At 61.6% G+C, this 19,827-nt stretch carries 20 protein-coding genes; 14 read left to right on the top strand and 6 right to left on the bottom strand.

Annotated features, from left to right (window positions below):
• The first annotated feature begins 102 nt into the window (after window positions 1-102).
• The 3 genes from AC0NIE_RS15665 to AC0NIE_RS15675 all read left to right on the top strand — a co-directional run bounded on the left by AC0NIE_RS15665 (window position 103) and on the right by AC0NIE_RS15675 (window position 3,137).
• A complete protein-coding gene (locus AC0NIE_RS15665) occupies window positions 103-408 on the top strand; it encodes a hypothetical protein (RefSeq protein ID WP_095496525.1) in 306 nt (101 codons plus the stop codon).
• Window positions 392-679: a hypothetical protein gene (locus tag AC0NIE_RS15670; RefSeq protein ID WP_473487542.1), complete on the top strand. Its 288-nt coding sequence runs from the start codon at window positions 392-394 to the stop codon at window positions 677-679. Before AC0NIE_RS15665 ends, AC0NIE_RS15670 begins: the two co-directional genes overlap by 17 nt.
• Window positions 680-989: 310 nt before the next feature.
• Window positions 990-3,137 (top strand): alpha/beta fold hydrolase, encoded by a 2,148-nt coding sequence (locus AC0NIE_RS15675; protein ID WP_473487543.1) that lies wholly within the window; start codon window positions 990-992, stop codon window positions 3,135-3,137.
• A gap of 109 nt (window positions 3,138-3,246) precedes the next feature.
• Here AC0NIE_RS15675 and AC0NIE_RS15680 read toward each other — a convergent pair whose 3' ends face one another.
• Window positions 3,247-4,101 (bottom strand): aldo/keto reductase, encoded by an 855-nt coding sequence (locus tag AC0NIE_RS15680; protein ID WP_473487544.1) that lies wholly within the window; start codon window positions 4,099-4,101, stop codon window positions 3,247-3,249.
• A 152-nt stretch (window positions 4,102-4,253) separates the two neighbouring features.
• On the bottom strand, window positions 4,254-5,264 hold the full coding sequence (locus AC0NIE_RS15685; protein WP_473487545.1) for an Lnb N-terminal periplasmic domain-containing protein: 1,011 nt from the start codon (window positions 5,262-5,264) through the stop codon (window positions 4,254-4,256).
• 464 nt (window positions 5,265-5,728) lie between these two features.
• On the opposite strand from AC0NIE_RS15685, the gene AC0NIE_RS15690 reads away from it, so the two are divergent.
• Window positions 5,729-6,871: an MFS transporter gene (locus AC0NIE_RS15690; protein ID WP_473487592.1), complete on the top strand. Its 1,143-nt coding sequence runs from the start codon at window positions 5,729-5,731 to the stop codon at window positions 6,869-6,871.
• 385 nt (window positions 6,872-7,256) lie between these two features.
• Here AC0NIE_RS15690 and AC0NIE_RS15695 read toward each other — a convergent pair whose 3' ends face one another.
• Window positions 7,257-7,679: a VOC family protein gene (locus tag AC0NIE_RS15695; RefSeq protein WP_473487546.1), complete on the bottom strand. Its 423-nt coding sequence runs from the start codon at window positions 7,677-7,679 to the stop codon at window positions 7,257-7,259.
• Between the two features lie 57 nt (window positions 7,680-7,736).
• Window positions 7,737-8,306 carry a histidine phosphatase family protein gene (locus AC0NIE_RS15700; protein ID WP_473487547.1) on the bottom strand — a complete coding sequence of 190 codons (570 nt, stop codon included), beginning with the start codon at window positions 8,304-8,306 and terminating at the stop codon, window positions 7,737-7,739.
• 454 nt (window positions 8,307-8,760) lie between these two features.
• Between AC0NIE_RS15700 and AC0NIE_RS15705 the strand changes: the two genes are divergently transcribed.
• Entirely contained in the window at window positions 8,761-9,396 is a 636-nt protein-coding gene (locus AC0NIE_RS15705) for an ankyrin repeat domain-containing protein (protein WP_473487548.1), read from the top strand.
• 103 nt (window positions 9,397-9,499) lie between these two features.
• Here AC0NIE_RS15705 and AC0NIE_RS15710 read toward each other — a convergent pair whose 3' ends face one another.
• Window positions 9,500-11,050, bottom strand: a complete 1,551-nt coding sequence (locus AC0NIE_RS15710) for a winged helix-turn-helix domain-containing tetratricopeptide repeat protein (protein WP_473487549.1) — start codon at window positions 11,048-11,050, stop codon at window positions 9,500-9,502.
• Window positions 11,051-11,476: 426 nt separating this feature from the next.
• Here AC0NIE_RS15710 and AC0NIE_RS15715 point away from each other — a divergent pair, with 426 nt between their 5' ends.
• The 3 genes from AC0NIE_RS15715 (at window position 11,477) to AC0NIE_RS15725 (ending at window position 13,093) form a co-directional block, all read left to right on the top strand.
• Entirely contained in the window at window positions 11,477-11,866 is a 390-nt protein-coding gene (locus AC0NIE_RS15715; protein WP_473487550.1) for an ArsR/SmtB family transcription factor, read from the top strand.
• Window positions 11,863-12,396 carry an SRPBCC family protein gene (locus tag AC0NIE_RS15720; RefSeq protein ID WP_473487551.1) on the top strand — a complete coding sequence of 178 codons (534 nt, stop codon included), beginning with the start codon at window positions 11,863-11,865 and terminating at the stop codon, window positions 12,394-12,396. The genes AC0NIE_RS15715 and AC0NIE_RS15720 overlap by 4 nt, the downstream gene beginning before the upstream one ends.
• A 121-nt stretch (window positions 12,397-12,517) precedes the next feature.
• Window positions 12,518-13,093 (top strand): dihydrofolate reductase family protein, encoded by a 576-nt coding sequence (locus tag AC0NIE_RS15725; protein WP_473487552.1) that lies wholly within the window; start codon window positions 12,518-12,520, stop codon window positions 13,091-13,093.
• Between the two features lie 69 nt (window positions 13,094-13,162).
• Here AC0NIE_RS15725 and AC0NIE_RS15730 read toward each other — a convergent pair whose 3' ends face one another.
• Window positions 13,163-13,912 (bottom strand): glucose 1-dehydrogenase, encoded by a 750-nt coding sequence (locus tag AC0NIE_RS15730; protein WP_473487553.1) that lies wholly within the window; start codon window positions 13,910-13,912, stop codon window positions 13,163-13,165.
• Between the two features lie 594 nt (window positions 13,913-14,506).
• Between AC0NIE_RS15730 and AC0NIE_RS15735 the strand changes: the two genes are divergently transcribed.
• From AC0NIE_RS15735 to AC0NIE_RS15760, 6 genes are all read left to right on the top strand, one after another.
• A complete protein-coding gene (locus AC0NIE_RS15735; RefSeq protein WP_473487554.1) occupies window positions 14,507-15,973 on the top strand; it encodes an FAD-binding oxidoreductase in 1,467 nt (488 codons plus the stop codon).
• An 11-nt stretch (window positions 15,974-15,984) separates the two neighbouring features.
• A complete protein-coding gene (locus AC0NIE_RS15740) occupies window positions 15,985-16,716 on the top strand; it encodes a FadR/GntR family transcriptional regulator (protein WP_473487555.1) in 732 nt (243 codons plus the stop codon).
• A 2-nt stretch (window positions 16,717-16,718) separates the two neighbouring features.
• A complete protein-coding gene (locus AC0NIE_RS15745) occupies window positions 16,719-17,156 on the top strand; it encodes a VOC family protein (protein WP_370463434.1) in 438 nt (145 codons plus the stop codon).
• 67 nt (window positions 17,157-17,223) lie between these two features.
• Window positions 17,224-18,270 carry an ABC transporter substrate-binding protein gene (locus AC0NIE_RS15750; protein ID WP_473487556.1) on the top strand — a complete coding sequence of 349 codons (1,047 nt, stop codon included), beginning with the start codon at window positions 17,224-17,226 and terminating at the stop codon, window positions 18,268-18,270.
• Complete coding sequence (locus tag AC0NIE_RS15755; RefSeq protein ID WP_473487557.1) at window positions 18,270-19,046, top strand: ABC transporter ATP-binding protein; 777 nt, start codon at window positions 18,270-18,272, stop codon at window positions 19,044-19,046. The genes AC0NIE_RS15750 and AC0NIE_RS15755 overlap by 1 nt, the downstream gene beginning before the upstream one ends.
• Window positions 19,043-19,801 (top strand): ABC transporter permease, encoded by a 759-nt coding sequence (locus tag AC0NIE_RS15760; RefSeq protein ID WP_473487558.1) that lies wholly within the window; start codon window positions 19,043-19,045, stop codon window positions 19,799-19,801. The genes AC0NIE_RS15755 and AC0NIE_RS15760 overlap by 4 nt, the downstream gene beginning before the upstream one ends.
• The last annotated feature ends 26 nt before the right edge of the window (window positions 19,802-19,827 follow it).

Consider the following 19,827-nt stretch of genomic DNA (forward strand, 5'->3'; position numbering starts at 1 on the left):
AATTATAGACTGTCCTGCGTAAAGTTCGGGTTGACCGGCCTTGTACACGAAGCGACTATTCGTCCAGCCGAGGTCGTCATGCCGGCGTCAGGAGGAGATACGATGGACGAGCCCGATCGGTGGCGTCACATGTCGAGCGCGCCAAGGGATGGCAGTCGAATCCTTGTCACGGTTCGGCCCTCCGAACAGGGGCCGGCCGAAGTCGACCTTGCTTACTGGTCTCGAGCCGACCAGTTCGGCAGCGAGGGCTGGCGCGCTTCCGACTCATCTCCAGGGCGCGTGGTTGAATACGCCGAACCCGAGCTGAAATGCTGGATGCCGCTGCCAACCGCCAATCTGAGCAAGGGCTCAATGCCGAGCCCCTGGGACGAAGAAGATGTCCCGCTGCTGGATGGCTCGGGAATATGAGGCTGAGCGGGAAGGGGAGCTTTTCACCGTAAAAAAAAGGCATTGGGATCGAGCCGAAACCCGCTGTCGTGCTCACCGACGCCAGAACGAGTTGCTTATCTCTGCTTCGATCTGCGCCAGCCTCAAGCCAATATCGTCGGTCAACTTAGTTGCATTTTTCGATGCGCCGTTTGAATGGACGCAGTCGCCGGAAAAAATCACGCCCAAGACGCGCGATCAGCGCGAATGCGCGGATCGCGGTGGTCCGGAAATCGAACGAGCGGACCGTTGATACCCGGCAGGCCCGCTGCTTCTCGAGATAATGCGTAAGCGCAATATCGTGGCGTAACGGGCCGCCGCGCGGCTGCTCATTTTGACCGGGATCATCATGCCAGATGGGCCATTCGGCCGAACTCGGGCATAGCATAGTGTCCTCCTGAAATAAGGGCTGCTCGTCTGGACAATCTCCACCGCGGCCGTGAGAGGCGCGTTGCAGCCAGCGTGAAGGATTCGTGAAAACGCCAGGCCGGTGAAAATGACAGTTGAATTAGGGGCAACTACAGGAAAGAATCGCAAACAAAGTTGTGACTGTGGCGGATCCGATGGCGCACCCTCATCTCTGTCTGCTAGGCGGTTTCGACTTCGCCGGAGGCGCAGCGGCGGCCCCGGTTTTCAGCCGCAAGGCGCGCGCCATGTTGGCTTATCTCGCCTTGCAATCCGGACACTGCCAGTCGCGCGAGAAGCTCGCCGCGCTTTTGTGGGGCGGCAACGGTGAGGCGCAGGCCCGGATGAACCTTCGACAGGCCCTATCGGCCATCAGGAAGGGGACGGAAGCATCCGGTGGCCGAACGTTCCTGACCGACGGCGAAAGCATTACCCTCAATCTCGACGATCTTGATTTCGATGTCGCGCGGTTCGAGGCGCTGGCCGCCGGCTCAGAACCGGAGCAACTCGAACAGGCGCTTGTCGTCTATCGCGGCGACCTGCTCGACGGCTTCGGCCTGAAGGAGGAGCCGTTCGAGGATTGGCTGCGGGTCGAGCGCGAGCGCCTGAGGGCGATGGCCGTCGCGGCACTGGACAAGCTCGTCGCGCATTACTGCACTACGAACGATCCTGTCTCATGCGTGCGCTCGGCAACCCGCCTGCTCGCCATGGAGCCGCTGAGGGAGGATATCCACCGTGCGCTGATGCGAGCCTATGCGGTCCAGGGCCGGCTCAATCTCGCGCTGAGGCAATATGAAAATTGCCGCGGTGCGCTGCAGCGGGAACTCAACCTGCAGCCCGAGCCGGAAACCCGACATCTCTATGAAGACCTCCGGACGCGCCGCATGACGCCGCAAGCCGCCTCCCGGATAGCCGCCTCGGCGTCGCCTTCCCAGACACCGCCACCGTCGCCAGCCCGAACCGGCGAGCGGCCGGCGTTCCGGGCCGAGCCGATGCGCCCCGCGACCCACTATGTCAAATCGGCCGGGATCAACATCGCCTATCAGGTGACCGGCGACGGCCCGGTCGACCTGATCTATGTGCCTGGATGGGTGTCAAACCTTGACCTTGCCTGGTCGTCGCCGCGGTTTTCGCATGTGCTCCAGCGCCTCGGCGGCTTCTCGCGCCTGATCCGCATGGACAAGCGCGGCACGGGGCTGTCCGATCGCAATGTCGGTTTGCCGACGCTGGAAGAGCGAATGGAAGACATGCGGGCGGTGCTGGATGCGGTCGGCTCGAAGTACACGGTTCTGTTCGGCAGCTCCGAAGGCGGCCCCATGTGCATGCTGTTCGCGGCGATCTATCCCGCGCGGACAGCGGCTCTCGTCCTCAACGGGACCTATGCCAGCGGCCGATGGTCGAAGGATTACCCGTGGGCAAGGACAAGCGAGCAGGTGGAAGACGATCTGGCCGCCGTCGAGAGACAGTGGGGGGAGCCGGCGGATATGAGCAACGCCGCGCCCAGCCTGATGAATGACAGTTTCGAGAGAGAATGGTTCGCCGCGTATCTCAGGAATTCGGCTTCGCCTGCCGACGCGATCGCGCTCTGGCGCTGGGGCACCGAAATCGATGTTCGCGCCCTTCTCCCAGCCATTCACGTCCCGACACTGATCGTGCAGACGGCGGGCGACCGCTGGGTAAAACCGGAAGAGGGGCGCTATCTGGCAACGCATATCGAAGGCGCCAAATACATCGAGCTTGCCGGCCGTGATCACGTAATCTGGGGCGAGAATTCCGATCGCCTCGTCGACGAAATCCAGACCTTCGTCACCGGCGCCTTGCCGGCAGCGCCGGGCGAAGGGATTCTGGTGTCGGTGCTGTCCCTGGAGATAGCCGGCCCGCCTTCTGGTGTCGGCGCAGATCTGATCGAGCGATACGCCGAAGAGATCCGCGGTGAACTGCTCGCTGCCGAAGGCAGACTGATCAGGCGCTCCGCAGGCGGATTTTTCGCCGTGTTCCAACGGCCGACGCGGTCGATCCAGTGCGCGATCGCGATCCGTCATCGCCTGAGGCATTCCGGTCTCTATGTCCGCTCGGCAGTCCATACCGGCGAATGCCAGGAGCGCGGCGATGACTTCACAGGCATCGCGATCGAGCTGTCATCGCGGCTGCTCGATCATGCGCGGCCGGGCGAGATCATCGCGTCGCGGACGGTGCGCGATCTCGTAGTCGGCTCCGGCCTGGAATTCGAAGAGCATGGCGAGCTGGAAGCGAGCGGGCTGCCCGGCAGCCTGCAGCTTTTTTCCGTTAGCAAACCCGGTGTCTGATGTTGGTCGACAAAAATCGCGGCGTGCAGGTTTCGGCAGTCGGGCAGCCGGCCGTTGCGAGGCTGGCTACCCTTGCGCCATCCGCCTTCGCTGATCTGGCCGTCGCTCGTCAGAACAGGAACGCAGCCCTGGTTGGGTTCGGCCCGGTGCGACCGTCTGATGAATCCATGCCTCGGACAGTCTTGAGGTCTGCCGCGTCCAACTCGAAATCGAAGACATCGAAATTTGCGGCGATGCGGTCCTGGTGGATCGACTTTGGAATGACGATCAGCCCTTCCTGGAGGTGCCATCTGATGATCACCTGCGCCACGGATTTGCGGTGTTTTCCCGCGATCTTTTCAAGGGTCGGGTCGCTCAACAGCCGGCCGCTGCCCAGCGGGCTCCAGCTTTCGATGCGGATGTTGTGCGTGCTGTGAAATTCTCTGGTATGGCGCTGTTGAAACCGGGGATGGAGTTCGATCTGGTTGACCGAGGGTGTGACTCCGGTCTCGCCGATGATCCGCTCCAGATGGTCCTGGTTGAAATTCGAAACGCCGATCGACCTGATCCGGCCGCCATTCCTGACTTCGATCAGCGTCTTCCACGCCTCGACATATTTGTCCTGGCCGGGCACTGGCCAGTGGATCAGGAACAGGTCGATCTGATCGATGCCGAGCTTGTTCATCGTCTCGTCGAAGGCCCGCAGGGCGGCGTCACGCTGATGCGCGCCGTTGCGCAGCTTCGAGGTGATGAACAACTCGCTTCTCGGCACGCCAGCCGTGCGGATCGCTCGCCCGACGCCTTCCTCGTTCTGGTAGCCTTCGGCGGTGTCGATCAACCTGTAGCCGGTCTGGATCCCCCAACTCACAACCTGGGCCGTGATGGCTGGATCGACCTGCCACACGCCAAGGCCGATCTGGGGAATGGCTGAGCCGTCGTTCAATGTGATCTGTTCAGGCTTATTCAGGGTAATTTGTTGAGGCATGCTCAGGTCCTTCTTCATCGTTTCGCCCAGCGCAGTGTGCTTATCTAGGCACGACGTCCGCCAAGGCGAGTCGACAGGTGGAGAAAGTAGAAGTGCGCCGTGAAGCCGGGATGAGATCCGATTCGCACCGACCAGCAAATAGTTTCCAGAGATCAATAAATTGGACCGGGAGATGGTACGCCAATCCGGATCGATCTCGAAAAGTCTGGCGAAAGGCCTGACTCCCGCGCACGACCGTCAATGTGGGCTGCCTCCCTCAAAACCGACATCGGCAAGCTGACATCGAGCGCACCCTGTGCATACGCATATTCGGGAAGGTAGCCGTTAACGATGAGGCGCCAGTCGAGGGGAACCACATCACCGACGGCTCGCATCATCTTGACGATGGTGGTCGTGCAGTTTGTCGTGATGGAATTGTAGAACTCCGGAGTCGTGGAAAGTGCATTCGCGTCCAACACGTATTCCAGCAAGAGCGCCCGGGCCGCTTCCGGTGACGTTTTTAGCCGATAGATTTGGACATCTTCTCCGCGAACGTTTGACCTGACGCCGACGACGTCTCGCTCATCAGCCGCAATAATGACTAGCGGATTGCTCTTGAACAGGTCTGCCACGGGTGAAAACTTGCCGCCTCCCTGGCGCCGCACCTCAATCGACCAGGCAAGATAGTCACCTCCTGCAAAGCCAAAGCTTATGATGACATGGGCGATTTTGGTCCCGGACCAATAAGACATGAAGAGGTCGACCGTCTGAAGGTTGGAGAGGTCGTATGTCCGCATTGTCCAGCGTTCGGTGAAATCAGTAGCGCTACGCCATTCGAAGTCGCGCACATCGGTCAGCGTCAACAGCTTCCCGTCGCGGGTGCCGGTCACCTGACGGGCGACGTCGGGCGCCCAGTCCGCGTGATCGAAAGGCCTGATGGTGCTCCACCAAACCAGCACCACGGCAAACGCAGCTGCAAACAGGACAAACGCCCTGATGCGAAACCGGCTGAAGAGCGCGATGACGGTGGCGAGGCCGAACAAGATGAAAAGGAGGCCGGCCACAGCCCGTCCAAGCTCAGCCACAGGCAGGCGATACCACATGGCAAGTCCGGCCCAGGCAGTCAGGATTGCGACGGCTAGCGAAAGGATGATGGCAAGCGAGATCCGAGCGATGCGACGCATTTATTCCCCCCTCTGGCGGTCTGTCATTGCCTTTCTCACGGAACGCTCGAAGACAACAACTCTACATGTCCATATTGGAGTACCAATCGGTCCGATACCATTTTCGCCGCGGATTTCGCAGGCGTGGAGCGAGCGAGAAGGTGCCCACGCGAGACGGACGCGCTCGGCATCGGCCGTTCGATGAAATGACCGCGCGAGCTCACGGGCCCAACAAGTTCCTTCATCCATCCATCCGTACCTCAAACACCCGTCCATCTACCCGGAACAGGTTCTCTCTCTTCCAGTCCAACAAAACCGATACTCGCCTCGCTGGAATATCTAACGCGACTCCGTCATGATCTTTCCGCCTTGCCGAGCGTCGCTGCCGAGCGCGGTGACGCCGACGCAGGTCATGAGAGTAGGCTAGGCCAGTGCAGCGGATCCACCCGACGACCTTTCTTTTTGCGGCCCGAGCCCTGCGCGATATGGGCGATGGCTTCGTGGCCGTTCTGTTGCCGGTCTACCTGCTCGCATTGGGCTTCACGCCTCTGCAGGTCGGCATCATCGCGACCGCATCGCTGCTCGGTTCAGCGCTCTTGACCATCGCCGTCGGAGTCCTTGGTGCCCGACACGATCACCGCCGTCTCCTGCTTGCCGCCACCAGTCTGATGGTCGCCACGGGTGTCGCCTTTGCCCTGGTTCATGACTACGCGCTGCTTTTGGTGATCGCGTTCGCAGGCACCATCAACCCGTCGGCCGGCAGCGTCAGCGTGTTCGTGCCATTAGAGCATGCCGTGCTCACACGCGAAGTCACTGATGCCGCCCGGACCAAGATGTTCGCGCGTTACAGCTTGGTGGGCGCGCTTGCAGGCGCCGTTGGCGCACTCGCTTCGGCGACCCCTGATCTTGTTGCTCCATCCGGCCTCGACCAACTCACCGGCATCAAGGCCATGTTCGTGCTCTACGCGTTGCTCGGCCTGCTCGGCGGTCTCTTCTACGCGCGGATCCCGCAGCGCCGTCCCGCGTCGGACTCAGGTACCGCGTCCGCGCTCGGCCCCTCTCGCAATATCGTTCTCAAGCTTGCGGCCCTTTTTAGCCTTGATGCTTTCGCCGGCGGCTTTGTCGTCCAGTCGCTGCTTGCCCTATGGCTTTTCGAAAAATTCGACCTATCGCTTTCGGAAGCGGGATTTTTCTTCTTCTGGTCCGGCGTGCTTTCGGCGTTCTCATTCCCCGTTGCAGCTTGGCTGTCCCGGCACATCGGACTTATCAACACGATGGTGTTCACACACATTCCGTCCAGCATCGCCCTGATGCTGGCGGCGCTTGCGCCGACGCTACCTCTGACACTGGCCCTGTTGCTGGTCCGCGCTGCGCTTTCGCAGATGGACGTCCCGACGCGCTCATCTTACGTCATGGCCGTTGTCACGGAAGCGGAGCGGGCGGCGGCCGCGAGCTTCACATCTGTCCCGCGCAGTCTAGCCGCGGCAGCCAGTCCGGCGCTGGCGGGCGCTCTGCTTGCTGCCTCTTTCCGAGCTTGGCCCCTCCTCATCTGCGGTGCATTGAAGATCATTTATGACCTGCTGCTGCTGATTCAGTTCCGGCACTTGAAGCCCCCAGAGGAGCGGTGATGCAGCCTTGTCGGTTTGGAGCGTTTAGCCAGGAGGGATCGATCGCGGCGGCAAAGCGGCGGACGATACCATGTCGAAGGGGCCATCATCGGGGTAACAAAAGCCAGGTTGGACGATAAGGCGGTGTAGACATGCACCGTCGCCGTGACCGATGTCGATCACGAGACTTTCCTGAAGAGCTTTTTCACCCGGTCCGATGCTGAGAAGATAGCCGCGAAGAGAGGCGATAGGTGCGGTTTGCAAGAATGCCAAGCACGGTCGGCCTCGGAGGTACTTCGTTATTTGCGAATGTCGCCGCTATTATTCATCGATCAAGATCACCGTTCAGGTTCCGCCATGAGACCAGTTCGCAGAGCGTCCGCCGCCTGGCTACGTCGCCGAGCGGTCACGGGTTCCATCCGCCGCTGCCGTATTGACGGGTAATGATTTCGAGAAGATGACCGTTCGGGTCCTCGAAATAAACGCCGCGGCCGCCGTCGTGGTGATTGATCTCGCCCGGCTGCGTCCGGCCAGGGTCAGCCCAGTACGGGAGATCCCGTTCACGAATCCTACCGAAGATCTCGTCGAACTCGGCTTCGCTGACCAGGAAGGCGTAATGCTGCGGCCTGATTTCGCCGCCGGTATCCATGTAGTCGAGGTTGGCACCGTTTTCGGTCGTGACCATCTGGAAAGGCCCCCAGCGCCTCGGGGCTGGAAGGCCAAGCATTTCCGCCAGGAACTTTGCCGACGCCTCGCTGTTGCGGGCCGGCAGTATTGTGTGGTTGAAATCGATAGCCATGCCATCACTCCCTTTGATCTCTCCTCGCACGTCGTTGTTCCACGACTGAAGCGATGCTGCACGAGATGGGGTCGAAGGTCATGATGCTCAAGCCGGCGTGGCAACCTGCCCGATGACCTGCACGGGATCAGCCTGATGAATACGGGCGATGATCATTTCGCCGCTATCCGGCACCTCGCCGGTCAAGCCGGTGATGTTGACCTGATGCGTGACAAGCACGGCTGGTCCGCCGAAACGTTGCCCGCGAAGCCATGCCAAAAGAGCGGCGGAGCGCTGCTCTGCGGCCGAACTGTCGCCAAAGAATGAATTAAGCAGCTCAAGAGGCACAACTTCGCCGATCCCGAGCAGGCGAGCGGTGTCGAGGCAACGACACCACTGGCTCGAATAGACGGCTGCCGACGAGATGCCATTCGCACGGAACAGGTCGCCGATTGCGCGGGACTGCGCACGACCTTCTTCCGACAGATTCCGCTGGGTGCTGCAATCAGCGAGCCTGAAGCCGGGCGGATCGCCGGAGCCTGGGGCCGCGGCATGGCGCAGCAGGGCAATGGCTTCTCCGGATCGCAGGGCTGACCAAAGCGGCTCGGAGGCGCGTGTCTTGCCGAAGGCAGCCGCCCCGAGCGACAGGACCAGAAATCGTCGACGTCCAATTCGCATCTTGCTTCTCACCTTTCCGATAGCGGCCTCGGCGAGTGCCGGCAAGCTACTGCAGGTCGCTAGCCTCGAGCAACGCCGGTTCCAGTGCTCGACGGCTTTGCTGTCTATGATCCGCCAACCAGCCAGTCCGACTTCGGCGTCCTCGCCACTTTGCTTGCGAGTGAAGTCAGTCGGACGCCGTCGTGCTCTTAAGTCAGGCAGTCACAGGCATCATGCGACGAACGGGCGAGATATCAGGAGAATGTGAAGCGCTGATCCCGATGCCACTTCGGGTTCATAACCCGACATCACTCCAGCTTTTAACCCCAACGCGTTGGGGCCCTTCACACGCGGATTGTATTTGCCGGACACCGTCGAATGAGTAAGGCTTTTCGGCGGAAGCCGGTCATCCGGTGGATGTCGGCCGAACCGGAACAATGGTATCCTGCGGGGAGTATTCGGGGAGGCGACTGCATTGACCGAGAGCTTGGAAGCCGCAGAGGCGAGAGGTTGGTCGAATCTGCTGCTCGCGGCAGAAAGCGGCGATGCGGGGGCCGTTCGCGCGGAATTGGCGGCCGGCGCCAATATCAACGAGGCGGACGGCGGCGGCTGGTCAGCCCTTCATCTCGCAGCCCTCAATGCCCGTACCGCGGCGGTCGAGGCGCTGATCGAACACCCAGCAATCGATGTGAATTCCAGAAACAAATGGAAGAGCACGCCTTTGAGCCTTGCTTCGGCCAAGGGCCACTACGCCTCTATTTTAGCCCTGGTGAAACATCCGGAAATAGAGATCGATGCAAGAGCCGACTACTACGGCAGAACGGCCCTTATTGAAGCAGCAAAGAACGGGCATCTGGATGTCGTTAAGTTGCTTGTCGAGAATGGCGCCGACGTGAATCTTACTGACAAGACCGGAAGAAACAACGCGCTTATCGAGGCTATCAAGGGACGGCACTACGAGGTCGCGGGATACCTGCTTGATTCCCGGAAAATGAACTTTCTCAACAAGGATATGAGACTGAACGCCCTGATCTGGGCTGGAAGCTGCCATAACCCTCACCTTATCGAAAAGCTGGAAGCCGCGATCCATAATTTCTTCGAAGGCAAGTAAAGGTCTCGCGTCCGGTTGCAGTTGCCATTTGTGGTTACCGGACGAAGAAACAGGTAATCCTCCAATCCGGAAGGCTCGTCAGCCCTTCGCGATAAGCGCGCTGCTACTCACGATGTCCGGGCAGGGCGCCGACCAGGGGGCCGGCCTCATATGCTGCAAGTGCTTTGGCGACGCCGGCAGTGAAGTGTTCAATATCGCTCGCATGTTCGAACGCCATCCGGGTTTGCGCAAACTCCAGTGGCGAATAGTCAGGCGCTATCCGCTTGACCTCTGCGATAATGTCCTGGGCTTCCTTGAGATCGCCGAGTTGCGCATGGCACGCCGCGAGCCTTGTCAGCCGCCAGGGTGTCTTCAATGGGAGCTTCGACATGCTAAGGAGCGCGGCCTTGTAGTCTCCTGAAGAGTAAAGCGCGATAGAGCGATCATAATGGTACCAATCAGGATGGATCGGATTGATCCGTATCGCACTGTCAAGCGCCGCGAGTGCTTCAAGAGGCCTGCCTCTCATCGTGAGCAAGTATCCCATTTGAGCAATCGTATCGGCGTCATACGGATTGAGGTCGAGCGCGCGTTGAAGGTGATGTTCGGCCGCTTCGAACCAACGGGCTGAGAGGAAAGCCTGGGCGAGTACGCGATGGCAGCGTGGCTCTTCCGGCGCCAGGGTCACCGCACACTCTGCGCGGTCGATCACTGAACCAAGCAACGCTGGGGATGCCTCAGCATAGCCACCGATAATGAGATCGGCGAGCGCGATGTAGGAATGCGCCAAGGCATAGGTCGGGTCCTTCTCGACCGCCGCCTGGAAAAGACTGCGCGCAGCCTCATTGTCGTCATCACCATAGCCGCGCAGCCGGGCCAGTCCACGCAGGAGAAGCTCGTATGCGGCCAAGCTGTCCGTAGGCTTTGGGGTTGCTTGTTTAATCCCTGCGTCGTCGAGCCGAGCGACCAGCCGGTTCACCACACGGCGAGCGATTTCTTCCTGCATATCGAAGATCTGGCCGCCAGACGCAGAAAAATTGTCGCTCCAGAGAACTCCACCCGTCGAAGCGGTAATGAGGCTGACGGTGACCCGCATGCCGTCTGCGCGGGTCGTCGCCCTGCCACGGACCAAATAGGTGGCGCCAAGGCTGTCGCCAATGGCACGCCAATCGGAAGCGGAATCCGAGACAAATGCAAATCCGGAATTGCGCGCCAGCACAACGACCGTTCCAAAGCGAGCCAACGCATTGACAATGTCCTCGGCGAAGCCGTCAACCAGAGGGGTGTCTTCCGGCGCACCTTCATTGCTGAAGCGCAGTACCGCAACGCTCGGCTGTCCAGAGCGCTCTGGCTTTGGCGCATCGAGAAGAGAGAGGACGTAGCCGCGTTTGGCGACCGTGCGGATAATGGTTTGGCTTTCGTCCTGCAGCGCCTTTCGCAACTCCCTGACGGCTTGCGTCAGTGAGTCCTCGGTCACGAAGACATCAGGCCACACCGCTGACATCAGTTCCGACTTGGTCGCGACACGCCCAGCATTCCTGCTGAGATAGGTTAACAGATCAAACGCCTTGGAGCGGAGGGCAACAGGTTTCCCGTCGCGGAGAAGGAGGCCGCGCGCAAGATCAAGCTCGCACCTGCCAAGTGCCAGAACGGGCTCTGGATTTTCTTGCGACATCGAATGCCGACCTGATCAGCCTGACTAGACGCTGCCTGATTGGGGTCTCAATCCGCTCAGACGTCAAGGGACCAAAGGAATTTGATTCGCCTTCACTTTGGCTGGAAGCCATCCGCCTGTCCATGGCGATGATCTCGAGCATTTCGAACATCGTTCCAGGCATGGGCGCACAAGGCGACGCAGCCATTACGCAAGATACATATTCGAGGAGTTCCTGCCGGGCGGCTTGGCGCGTGTTCTCATTCAGTGACATGGTCGACCTCATCCGGTTCTTTCTTTCTTTCTTTCTTGAGACAATGAAGCCAAAGGACAGGCGCGTACCGGAAGATTTCTGAAATTCTGCTGAATCTGTCGTAGCAGGGGTTTTCCCACAATCATTCAACCAAACGGTTGACTATCTGAAGGCGCACGTCTATATTCAACTACATGGTTGAATTAGAGACACCCCAGATCGACGCGGTTTTTCACGCCCTTGGCGACGCCACCCGCCGGAGGATGCTTCGCGACCTCGCCGGCGGCGAGCGAACGGTAAGCCAGCTGGCGGAACCCTTCGCCATGTCGCTGGCGGCGGCCTCCAAGCACATCAAGGCGCTGGAGAATGCAGGCCTTATTCGTCGAGAGGTGAGGGGCCGCACGCATCTTTGCCGTCTCGAACCCGGACCGCTGGCCAGCGCCCACCAATGGCTGGGCTTCTACGAGCGCTTCTGGACCAACCGTCTCGATGTTCTCGAACGTCTGCTTCGCGAGGAGGACGCACGAAAAGCCCAGGATGATTCCAGGAAATCGCCCAACTCAAAAGAAGGAGACGACCAATGAACCAGATGAAAACCATCGAAGCCTATGGCGAGCTGACCGAGCCCGCCACGTTCACCATCCAGCGCCTTTTGCCCGGCCCCATCGAGCGCGTCTGGGCCTACCTCACCGAGAGTGACCTGCGCCGGCAGTGGATGGCTGCGGGCCAGATGGAAATGAAGGCCGGCACGTCGTTCGAGTTCGTCTGGCGTAACGACGAGCTGACCGATCCGCCCGGCCAGCGTCCCGCGGGCTTCCCAGAAGAGCATCGGATGGAGGGCCGGATCACCGAGCTCGATGCGCCGCGCAAGCTCGCCATCACCTGGGGAAACACCGGCGGGGTTTCCTTCCTGCTGGAGCCGAAGGGCAACGATGTGCTGCTCACCGTCATCCATCGCCGGCTGCCGGAACGCGCAATCCAGCTCAACGTCACCGCCGGCTGGCACATGCACCTCGACATGCTGGCTGCTCGCCTAGCGGGCAAGACGCCGACCTCCTTCTGGGATGGCTGGAGTCGCCTGCGGGAAGAGTACGACCGCCGCCTGCCGGCCTGACACGATCGCATCGGCCACCCCTGAAGTCACCGCCCAGCTTCCACGGGCATCCGTCCGTGGAGGCTCGCACACCAGCAACGATGAAACGTGCTTGCATTGTGCAAGCCTGATGGAGGAAGTCATGCGCAAGTTGATCACCGGAATGAAGGTTTCCGTCGACGGCAAGATGGAGGGACCCGAGGGTTACGCCGATTGGGTCGACGCGTGGTCGGAGGAGTATGGGCTGACGCCGCAAATCGATGCCTGCCTGCTCGGGAGCGTCATGTACGCCGGCTACGAGCGCTACTGGAGCGCGATCCAGAATGAGCCGGACAAGCCGCTGCCGATGACCGGCAAATTGCCAACGCCGGCCGAGCTCGAATGGGCCCGCTTTGCCGAACAGACCCCGCACTATGTGCTGTCGAACACAATGACCTCGGCGGCCTGGCCAAAGACGCGCTTCATGCGGAGCCTAGAAGACATCGCTGCCCTCAAGCAGCAGCCGGGCAAGGATATCTATCTCATGGGCGGTGCGCGAATGACCGCGAGCCTTATCGATGTCGGGCTGGTGGAAGAACTGCGGCTGATCGTCTATCCGCTGCTCGTCGGCGACGGGAAGCCGCTGTTCGGTACGGCGAAAATTCGTCGTGGGCTCGAACTGCAGAAGGTTCAGCAGCTCACGGATGGGCGGGTGAGCCTGATCTACGGAATTGGCTAACTCAGCCGGTCTTCGCAGATTTCGCAGCGCTGCCCGGCTGAAATTTATTCCTGAAAGGCAGGTCGCCGGTCAGAGGGAAACCGATAGCCCACCGTCAACGGCCAGTACATGTCCGTTGACGTAGGCGGCAGCGTCTGAGGCGAGAAACACCACGGCTCCGCCGAGCTCCTCAGGCTGGGCCCAGCGGCCCGCCGGGGTTCGTGTCTCGACCCATTTGGTGAAGGCCTCGTCGCTCATAAGTGCGGTGTTGAGCTCGGTGGCGAAGTAGCCGGGGGCGATCGCGTTAACGGTGATGCCGTGACGGCCCAGCTCAGCGGCAGTGGAGCGTGTCAGCCCGTGCAGGCCCGCCTTTGCCGCCACATAGGCGTGAATGGTGGGACGGCCAAGGATCGCTGCAACCGATCCGGTGTTTATTATGCGCCCGAACTTGTTTGGCAGCATCAGGCGCACCGCGTCGCGCATCATGCGGAAGCAGGCCGAAAGATTGACGGCAATCACATGGTCGAAATCCTCGTCCTGCCATTCGACCAACTGACTTCGATGCTGGATGCCGGCGTTGTTGACCAGAATATCGAGGCGGCCGTGGCGTTCGACGATTCCTTCCAGCGACGCCCTTGAGATCGCCGCGTCGGTGACATCGAACGGCAGGGCTTCGGCACCGATCCTTTCAGCCGCCGCGGACAGCGCGGCCGGATCGCGGGCATTGACGATCACTGTCGCGCCGTTTTCCGCAAGTGCCTTGGCCATGGCGAAGCCGAGACCACGCGAAGCACCCGTGACCAACGCGACACGGCCGTTGAGCGAGAACAATTTCGACATTGATTTCCCCTAGGAAAAGGGCGGGAGTTTTCTCCCGCCCAATAGCGCTATTTGGCGATGCAGGTATCCGCTGTCTCCGGAGTGCAAATGTCAAGCCCGGTGTAGGTCGGGTCGGCCGGCGGAGCCTTGCCGTCCTTCATGTCCTTCAGCGCCATCATCGTCTGTAGCCCATTTCGAACGGCCGCTGGCCGACCTGGCCAAGCGAGAAACCTTCCTTCACAATCCTTATTCGAAGAAGGCCGGCATCCATTGTTGGAGGGGGGCAGGTGGACCCTTGAGCAGATGGTCACTGCGCCGGCTTCGATTGGAGCGAGCTTCGGTTCCGACTATCCAAGGTCAAAGCAGAGATGTCCCGCTGGTCTTGACCGACCGGCCTTTGAGGCTGCGAAGGATCTGAAACATTTTCAGGCCGATAAAGAACAGTTCCAGGCAAGCACGTTAAGGCATTGGCACCGGCCGGTTGTAAAAAATAGCATTTTTCGAGGGCGAACAGTTCAGGCGCGGGCGTGGATTGCGGGGTGGGCCGCGGAGTTCGGCGCCGAAGTGAAGACGGCAACCGAGAGAATACGACTTGCGAAGTTGTAGGATGACCGTATGATCGGACCCATGACTACGGTTCATCCATCTCTTCAACGCGAAACTACCGGCGCAATTGCCGAGCTGCCTGCGCAGTTGGCAGGTGATGCACTGATCGACGGACGGTCGCCGCTGGCAGAGCGTTACCTCATCGATTGGGGCCGCGACAGGCGCGGAAGTGCCCGCTTCATCGTGCGTCCAGGATCCGTGGAAGACGTCCAGGCGTTTGTGAGATGGTGCTCGCAGAGCGGTGTCGCCATCGTCGTGCAAGGCGGCAATACCGGACTTGCCGGTGGCGCCATTCCCGACAGTTCGGACTACGCAGTGCTGTCGCTTGAGCGTCTCAACCGGATACGCTGCGTCGATCCTCTCGACTTCACGCTGCAGGCCGATGCCGGTGCCGTGCTGCAGGACGTCAAGGATGCCGCTGAAGCATCCGACATGATCTTCCCTCTCGCGCTTGGTGCGCAGGGATCGTGCACGATCGGCGGCAATGTCGCGACCAATGCGGGCGGCATCAATGTGCTGCGCTACGGCATGACGCGTGATCTGGTGCTCGGGCTTGAGACGGTCCTGCCGGACGGCACGCTGTGGAGCGGCATGAACGGGCTGCGCAAGGACAATCGCGGCTACAGCCTGAAGCAATTGATGATCGGTTCGGAAGGAACGCTCGGGGTCGTCACGGGCGTCGAAGTAAGGCTCTCGCCCCGGCCGACGCAGGTCGAGACCGCCTATGTCGGACTGGGCAGCTTCCGCCAGGCATGCGAACTGTTCCGGATGGCGCGGCATTTCTGCTCCGATCTTCTCAGCGCGTTTGAGGTCATCGGCGAGGAGTGCCTGCCGCTGGCCCATCTCATCGATCCGAACCTGCGCTCGCCGTTGACACAAGAATGTCCGGTTCATGCGATCGTCGAACTCGCCTGTGGGCCAGGGATAGACGCCGGCGGACTTCTTGAAACCATGCTGGCGCGCGCCCTTGAGACCGACCTGATCAAGGACGGTGTCGTCGCGCAAAGCCGCTCCCAGGCCGCCGCATTCTGGGCCATCCGTGAGAGGCTGGTCGAGGGGCAGGCGCGGCGCGGCTTTCATGTCCGCACCGACCTTTCGGTTCGCCTCAGCCAAGTGCCGAGGCTGATCGAGCAAGCACGCGCGTGTATCGTGCGCGAGTGGCCAGGCTGGACATCCCTGGCCTATGGCCACGCGGGCGACGGCAACATCCATTTCAACGTGCTGCCTCCGATAGATTGCGATCCCGGCGAAGCGAGGGCCGTGGGCCAGGCGGTTTTGACCCGACTTTATGAACTGGTCGGCGCGCTCGGCGGCTCGTTCAGCGCCGAGCATGGCGTCGGTCGCAGCCGCAGTCAGGTGTTCTGGGCCGGCCTGTCGCAGCGCGAGCGCCAGCTTCATACCGCGATCAAGGCAGCCTTCGATCCGGCAGGCCTGTTCAATCCCGCGTGTCTCATGCCTGATCCAGGCGATTTTTAAGGGAAAGCCGCATGAAGCAGCGTTCGTCCATCATCGGCAGCGTGGAGGCGCTTCCGCATCGCGTCGCTTCGCATCTGAGCCGCGAGATCGAGGGCGGCGACATCATCCCAGGAGCCCGGCTTCCCACCGAAAGCCAGCTCGCCGACAAGTTCGGCGTCAGCCGCAATGTTGTCAGGGAAGCGATTGCGCAGCTTCGCGCCGATGGCATGATCGAGGCGCGTCAGGGGGTGGGCGCATTCGTCATGGCGCCGGAACAGCGGACAGCCATCCGGATCGACCGTGAAGCACTGAAAGACCGGCGCAACATGGAGCAGCTCTTCGAGCTGCGCAGCATCCTGGAGACCGAATCCGCCACGCTGGCCGCGGCGCGCTGTACATCCGATGATCTTGACGCGATCAAGGCTGCGCTGGACCGCATGGGCGGCGAAGAGCGCTGGGAGGATGGCAGCATCGAGGCCGATCTGCTTTTCCATCGGGCGATCGCCCGGGCCACGGGCAATAGCTACATCTACACGTTCATTTCGTTCGTATGCGAGCAGATCCGCCAGTCGATCCACTATGCCCGCCTGACCAATCCGCTCCACGACCTGGTCGAGGTCAACGTCGCCGAACACGTGCGAATCTACGACGCGCTCGCCGCGCATGATCCGCAGGCTGCCGGCGAGGCGATGCGCCGGCACATCGATGGCGCGGCATCGCGGGTAGGCGTCGAACTCACCGCGAAGATCAATCGAGGCAAATGACCATGTCGCTCGGGCAGACCAAGGCAATCACCGATATCTGCCTTCTCGTCGAGGATATCGACCGCACCATCGACTTCTACACGCAGAAACTCGGCTACCGGATCAGACGCCGCGCCGAGGGCTTTGTCGATTTTCATTCCGAGCGTGTGACGCTCGCCGCATGGGAACTGGATCACATCAATCGCCACTGCGGCGTCTCGAATGTCCGTTCTCCGAAGCAGGCGCACAAGGCGTGCGTTGCGATGGAACTCGAAAGCGCCGGCGAGGTCGACCGGCTCTACGCCGAACTGTCGGACAAGGGCGTGCCGTTCGTCGGGCCGCCTGGCGACTATGTCTGGAACGCGCGCTGCGCCTACTTCCACGACCCGGACGGGACGCTGTGGGAGCTCTACGCCTGGACCGGCGCCGGGCCGGGCGACTATCACGACACGCAAGTGTGATTGGATCGCGACGGCCTCGCGAGAAGGGCCGCGCCGCATGCAAACCGTCCAACAAAGGAGCAAGAAGATGAGTGGGAACACATCGCAATGGAATCGCAGATCGATCCTGAAGGCCGGCGCCGCCGGCCTGGCGGCTTTCGGGCCGGGACTTCAGCTGTTTGGCGCCAGCGCCTCGGCTGCTGCCAAGCTCGTCGTCCAGTATGACTGGCTGATGTCGAACGGCCAGATCGGCGACGTGGCAGCCGTCGCCAATGGCTACTTCAAAGAGGCCGGGCTCGAAGTCGAATTCAGCCCCGGCGGACCGAACGCCGCCACCGTGCCGCCGGTGGTGTCCGGTGCCGCCCAGCTCGGCCAATTCTCCGAATCGCCTCAGCTCTATGCCGCGCGGGCGAGCGGCGTTCCGGTGAAGATCATTGCCTGCGGCTATCGCACCGGACCCTATGCGCTGACCTCGAAACCGGCGAAGCCGATCCGGTCGGCGGCGGATCTGAAGGGCATGCGGATCGGCACGCAGCCGACCGCGCGCTTCGCCATCGACGCGATGCTCGCGAAGAACAACATCGACCCTTCCGAAGTCACCATCGTCAATGTCGGGTTCGATAAGGCCCCGCTCGTCCGTGGCGACGTGGATGCGATCGGCGGCTGGATCACCAACACGCAGGCGCTCAGCGTCGTCGGCGATGATCGCATCGATCTGCTGTTGTCGGAGCTGGGCCTGGCGTCCTATGCCGACGTTTATTTCGCGACCGACAGCGCCATCGAATCCGATTCCGAGACCCTGGCAAAATTCATCGGTGCGGTCGCCAGGGGGTGGGGGTGGGTCCACGCCAATCCCGAGCAGGCGGTCGACAAGCTCGTCGCGGCCTATCCCGAGATCGACGCAGGCTGGGAAAAGAAGACGATCCCGCTGGTGCTGAAACTGTCGTTTGACGACAACACGAAAAAGGATGGATGGGGCACGTTCGATCCTGCCTCGATCGAGAGCCAGATCGCCCTGCTTGACCAGATTGGCCAGTATCCGAACGGCAGGCCGAAGGCCGAGGACGTCTATACGACTGAGGTCCTCGAACTCAGTGCGGCTGAACGGCCGAAGCTCGGCGCACCTGCCTCTTGATGGCCGCGCCGGCCATCGAGACCTCCGGGCTCGACGTCGGCTATCCCGGCCGGCGCTCGCCAGTGACGGTGATCTCCGGTCTTGAACTGACAGTCGAGGCCGGGACGTTCCTGTCGATCCTAGGGCCTTCGGGGTGCGGAAAGTCGACGTTTCTGCGGGTTGTCGCCGATCTTCTGGCGCCGCTCGCGGGCACGATACGCGTGATGGGCGAAACGCCGTCGGCGGTACGCTCCGGCCGAGGCGTGGGCTTTGTCTTCCAGGACTCGACCCTTTTGCCGTGGCGCACGGCGCGCGAGAACGTGCGGCTGCCGATCCAGGTCGGCCGCCGCAGCCTGTCGCGCACGATAGACGACCGGGCCGACGAGCTGCTCGAGCTCGTCGGCCTGTCGGCGCTCAGTGAGCGCCTGCCGCATCAGCTTTCCGGCGGACAGCGCCAAAGGCTGGCGATCGCCCGGGCGCTGCTTGGCGAGCCACGCCTGCTTCTGATGGACGAACCGTTTGGCGCGCTTGACGAGATCACCCGCGACCGCCTCAACGACGAACTGCTGAACCTTTGGCGGCGGACCGGAACGACCGTGCTGTTCGTCACGCATTCCATTGCCGAAGCCGTCTATCTCGGGCAGCGCGTGATCGTGCTTGCCGCCCATCCGGGACGGATCGTCGCCGACCACGATCTGCGTCCGCTGAAGGGGCCGGACAACAGATGCTCGCGCGAGGATCCGGCGATCGTCGCGGCAATGGCCAGGATGCGCTCCGCTCTTGGAGCGGCCTCGTGAACCGGGGCCTGCTTTCGCCGTTCGCACAGACAGTGCTGCCGATCCTCGGCGCCGGCTCGCTCATTCTCGCATGGCAGGTTCTGCTGCCGCTCGCCGGCGTGCCCGCATACATCGTTCCGACGCCGACCGCGATAGCGGGCGTGTTTGCCAGGAACGGATCGCTTCTCCTGTCGAACCTCTGGCCGACGGCCATCGAGGCGCTCTCCGGCTTCGTGCTCGGCAATCTCGCCGCAGTGCTGCTGGCGGTCGTCTTCGTGCACAGCCGTACGCTTCAGGCTGCCTATTTTCCGGTCGTGCTGTTCTTCAATACGATCCCGGTGCTTGCGCTGGCCCCGGTCGTCATCCTCATCTTCGGCCTCGGCATGCTGCCCAAGATCGTGATCGCGGCGGTGATCTGTTTCTTCCCGACGCTGATCAACATGATCCGGGGCCTGGAATCGGGGAGCCCCAGCGAGCACGAGCTGTTCCGCGTGCTGTCGGCGACGCGTTGGGAAGTATTCTGGCGCCTGCGCCTGCCGCGTGCGCTGCCAATGCTTTTCGCCTCGCTGCGGATCGCCTCGGCGACCGCGGTGATCGGCGCGATCGTCGGCGAATGGATCGGCTCCGACAAAGGTCTCGGCGCGCTGATCATCCAGGCGACCTTCAACTATCAGTCCGACCGGCTCTACGCCGCTATCGTGCTCTCATCGCTGTTGTCGATCGGGTTCTTCATGACAGTCGTCGCCGCTGAGCGGTGGTCGGTTCGATACCGTTGACCGGCTGGCTACGGGCAGGCCGGCTT

The sequence above is a fragment of the Mesorhizobium sp. WSM4842 genome (assembly GCF_055901575.1).

What these genes read in the sequence shown, in the direction of transcription:
- AC0NIE_RS15675 (WP_473487543.1), top strand. Translation starts at nt 990, where the DNA reads ATGGCGCACCCTCATCTCTGTCTGCTAGGCGGTTTCGACTTCGCCGGA.
- AC0NIE_RS15710 (WP_473487549.1), bottom strand. Translation starts at nt 11,050, where the DNA reads ATGTCGCAAGAAAATCCAGAGCCCGTTCTGGCACTTGGCAGGTGCGAG.
- AC0NIE_RS15700 (WP_473487547.1), bottom strand. Translation starts at nt 8,306, where the DNA reads ATGCGAATTGGACGTCGACGATTTCTGGTCCTGTCGCTCGGGGCGGCT.
- AC0NIE_RS15685 (WP_473487545.1), bottom strand. Translation starts at nt 5,264, where the DNA reads ATGCGTCGCATCGCTCGGATCTCGCTTGCCATCATCCTTTCGCTAGCC.
- AC0NIE_RS15690 (WP_473487592.1), top strand. Translation starts at nt 5,729, where the DNA reads ATGGGCGATGGCTTCGTGGCCGTTCTGTTGCCGGTCTACCTGCTCGCA.
- AC0NIE_RS15750 (WP_473487556.1), top strand. Translation starts at nt 17,224, where the DNA reads ATGAGTGGGAACACATCGCAATGGAATCGCAGATCGATCCTGAAGGCC.
- AC0NIE_RS15730 (WP_473487553.1), bottom strand. Translation starts at nt 13,912, where the DNA reads ATGTCGAAATTGTTCTCGCTCAACGGCCGTGTCGCGTTGGTCACGGGT.
- AC0NIE_RS15725 (WP_473487552.1), top strand. Translation starts at nt 12,518, where the DNA reads ATGCGCAAGTTGATCACCGGAATGAAGGTTTCCGTCGACGGCAAGATG.
- AC0NIE_RS15715 (WP_473487550.1), top strand. Translation starts at nt 11,477, where the DNA reads ATGGTTGAATTAGAGACACCCCAGATCGACGCGGTTTTTCACGCCCTT.
- AC0NIE_RS15670 (WP_473487542.1), top strand. Translation starts at nt 392, where the DNA reads ATGGCTCGGGAATATGAGGCTGAGCGGGAAGGGGAGCTTTTCACCGTA.
- AC0NIE_RS15665 (WP_095496525.1), top strand. Translation starts at nt 103, where the DNA reads ATGGACGAGCCCGATCGGTGGCGTCACATGTCGAGCGCGCCAAGGGAT.
- AC0NIE_RS15755 (WP_473487557.1), top strand. Translation starts at nt 18,270, where the DNA reads ATGGCCGCGCCGGCCATCGAGACCTCCGGGCTCGACGTCGGCTATCCC.
- AC0NIE_RS15680 (WP_473487544.1), bottom strand. Translation starts at nt 4,101, where the DNA reads ATGCCTCAACAAATTACCCTGAATAAGCCTGAACAGATCACATTGAAC.
- AC0NIE_RS15740 (WP_473487555.1), top strand. Translation starts at nt 15,985, where the DNA reads ATGAAGCAGCGTTCGTCCATCATCGGCAGCGTGGAGGCGCTTCCGCAT.
- AC0NIE_RS15735 (WP_473487554.1), top strand. Translation starts at nt 14,507, where the DNA reads ATGATCGGACCCATGACTACGGTTCATCCATCTCTTCAACGCGAAACT.
- AC0NIE_RS15720 (WP_473487551.1), top strand. Translation starts at nt 11,863, where the DNA reads ATGAACCAGATGAAAACCATCGAAGCCTATGGCGAGCTGACCGAGCCC.
- AC0NIE_RS15745 (WP_370463434.1), top strand. Translation starts at nt 16,719, where the DNA reads ATGTCGCTCGGGCAGACCAAGGCAATCACCGATATCTGCCTTCTCGTC.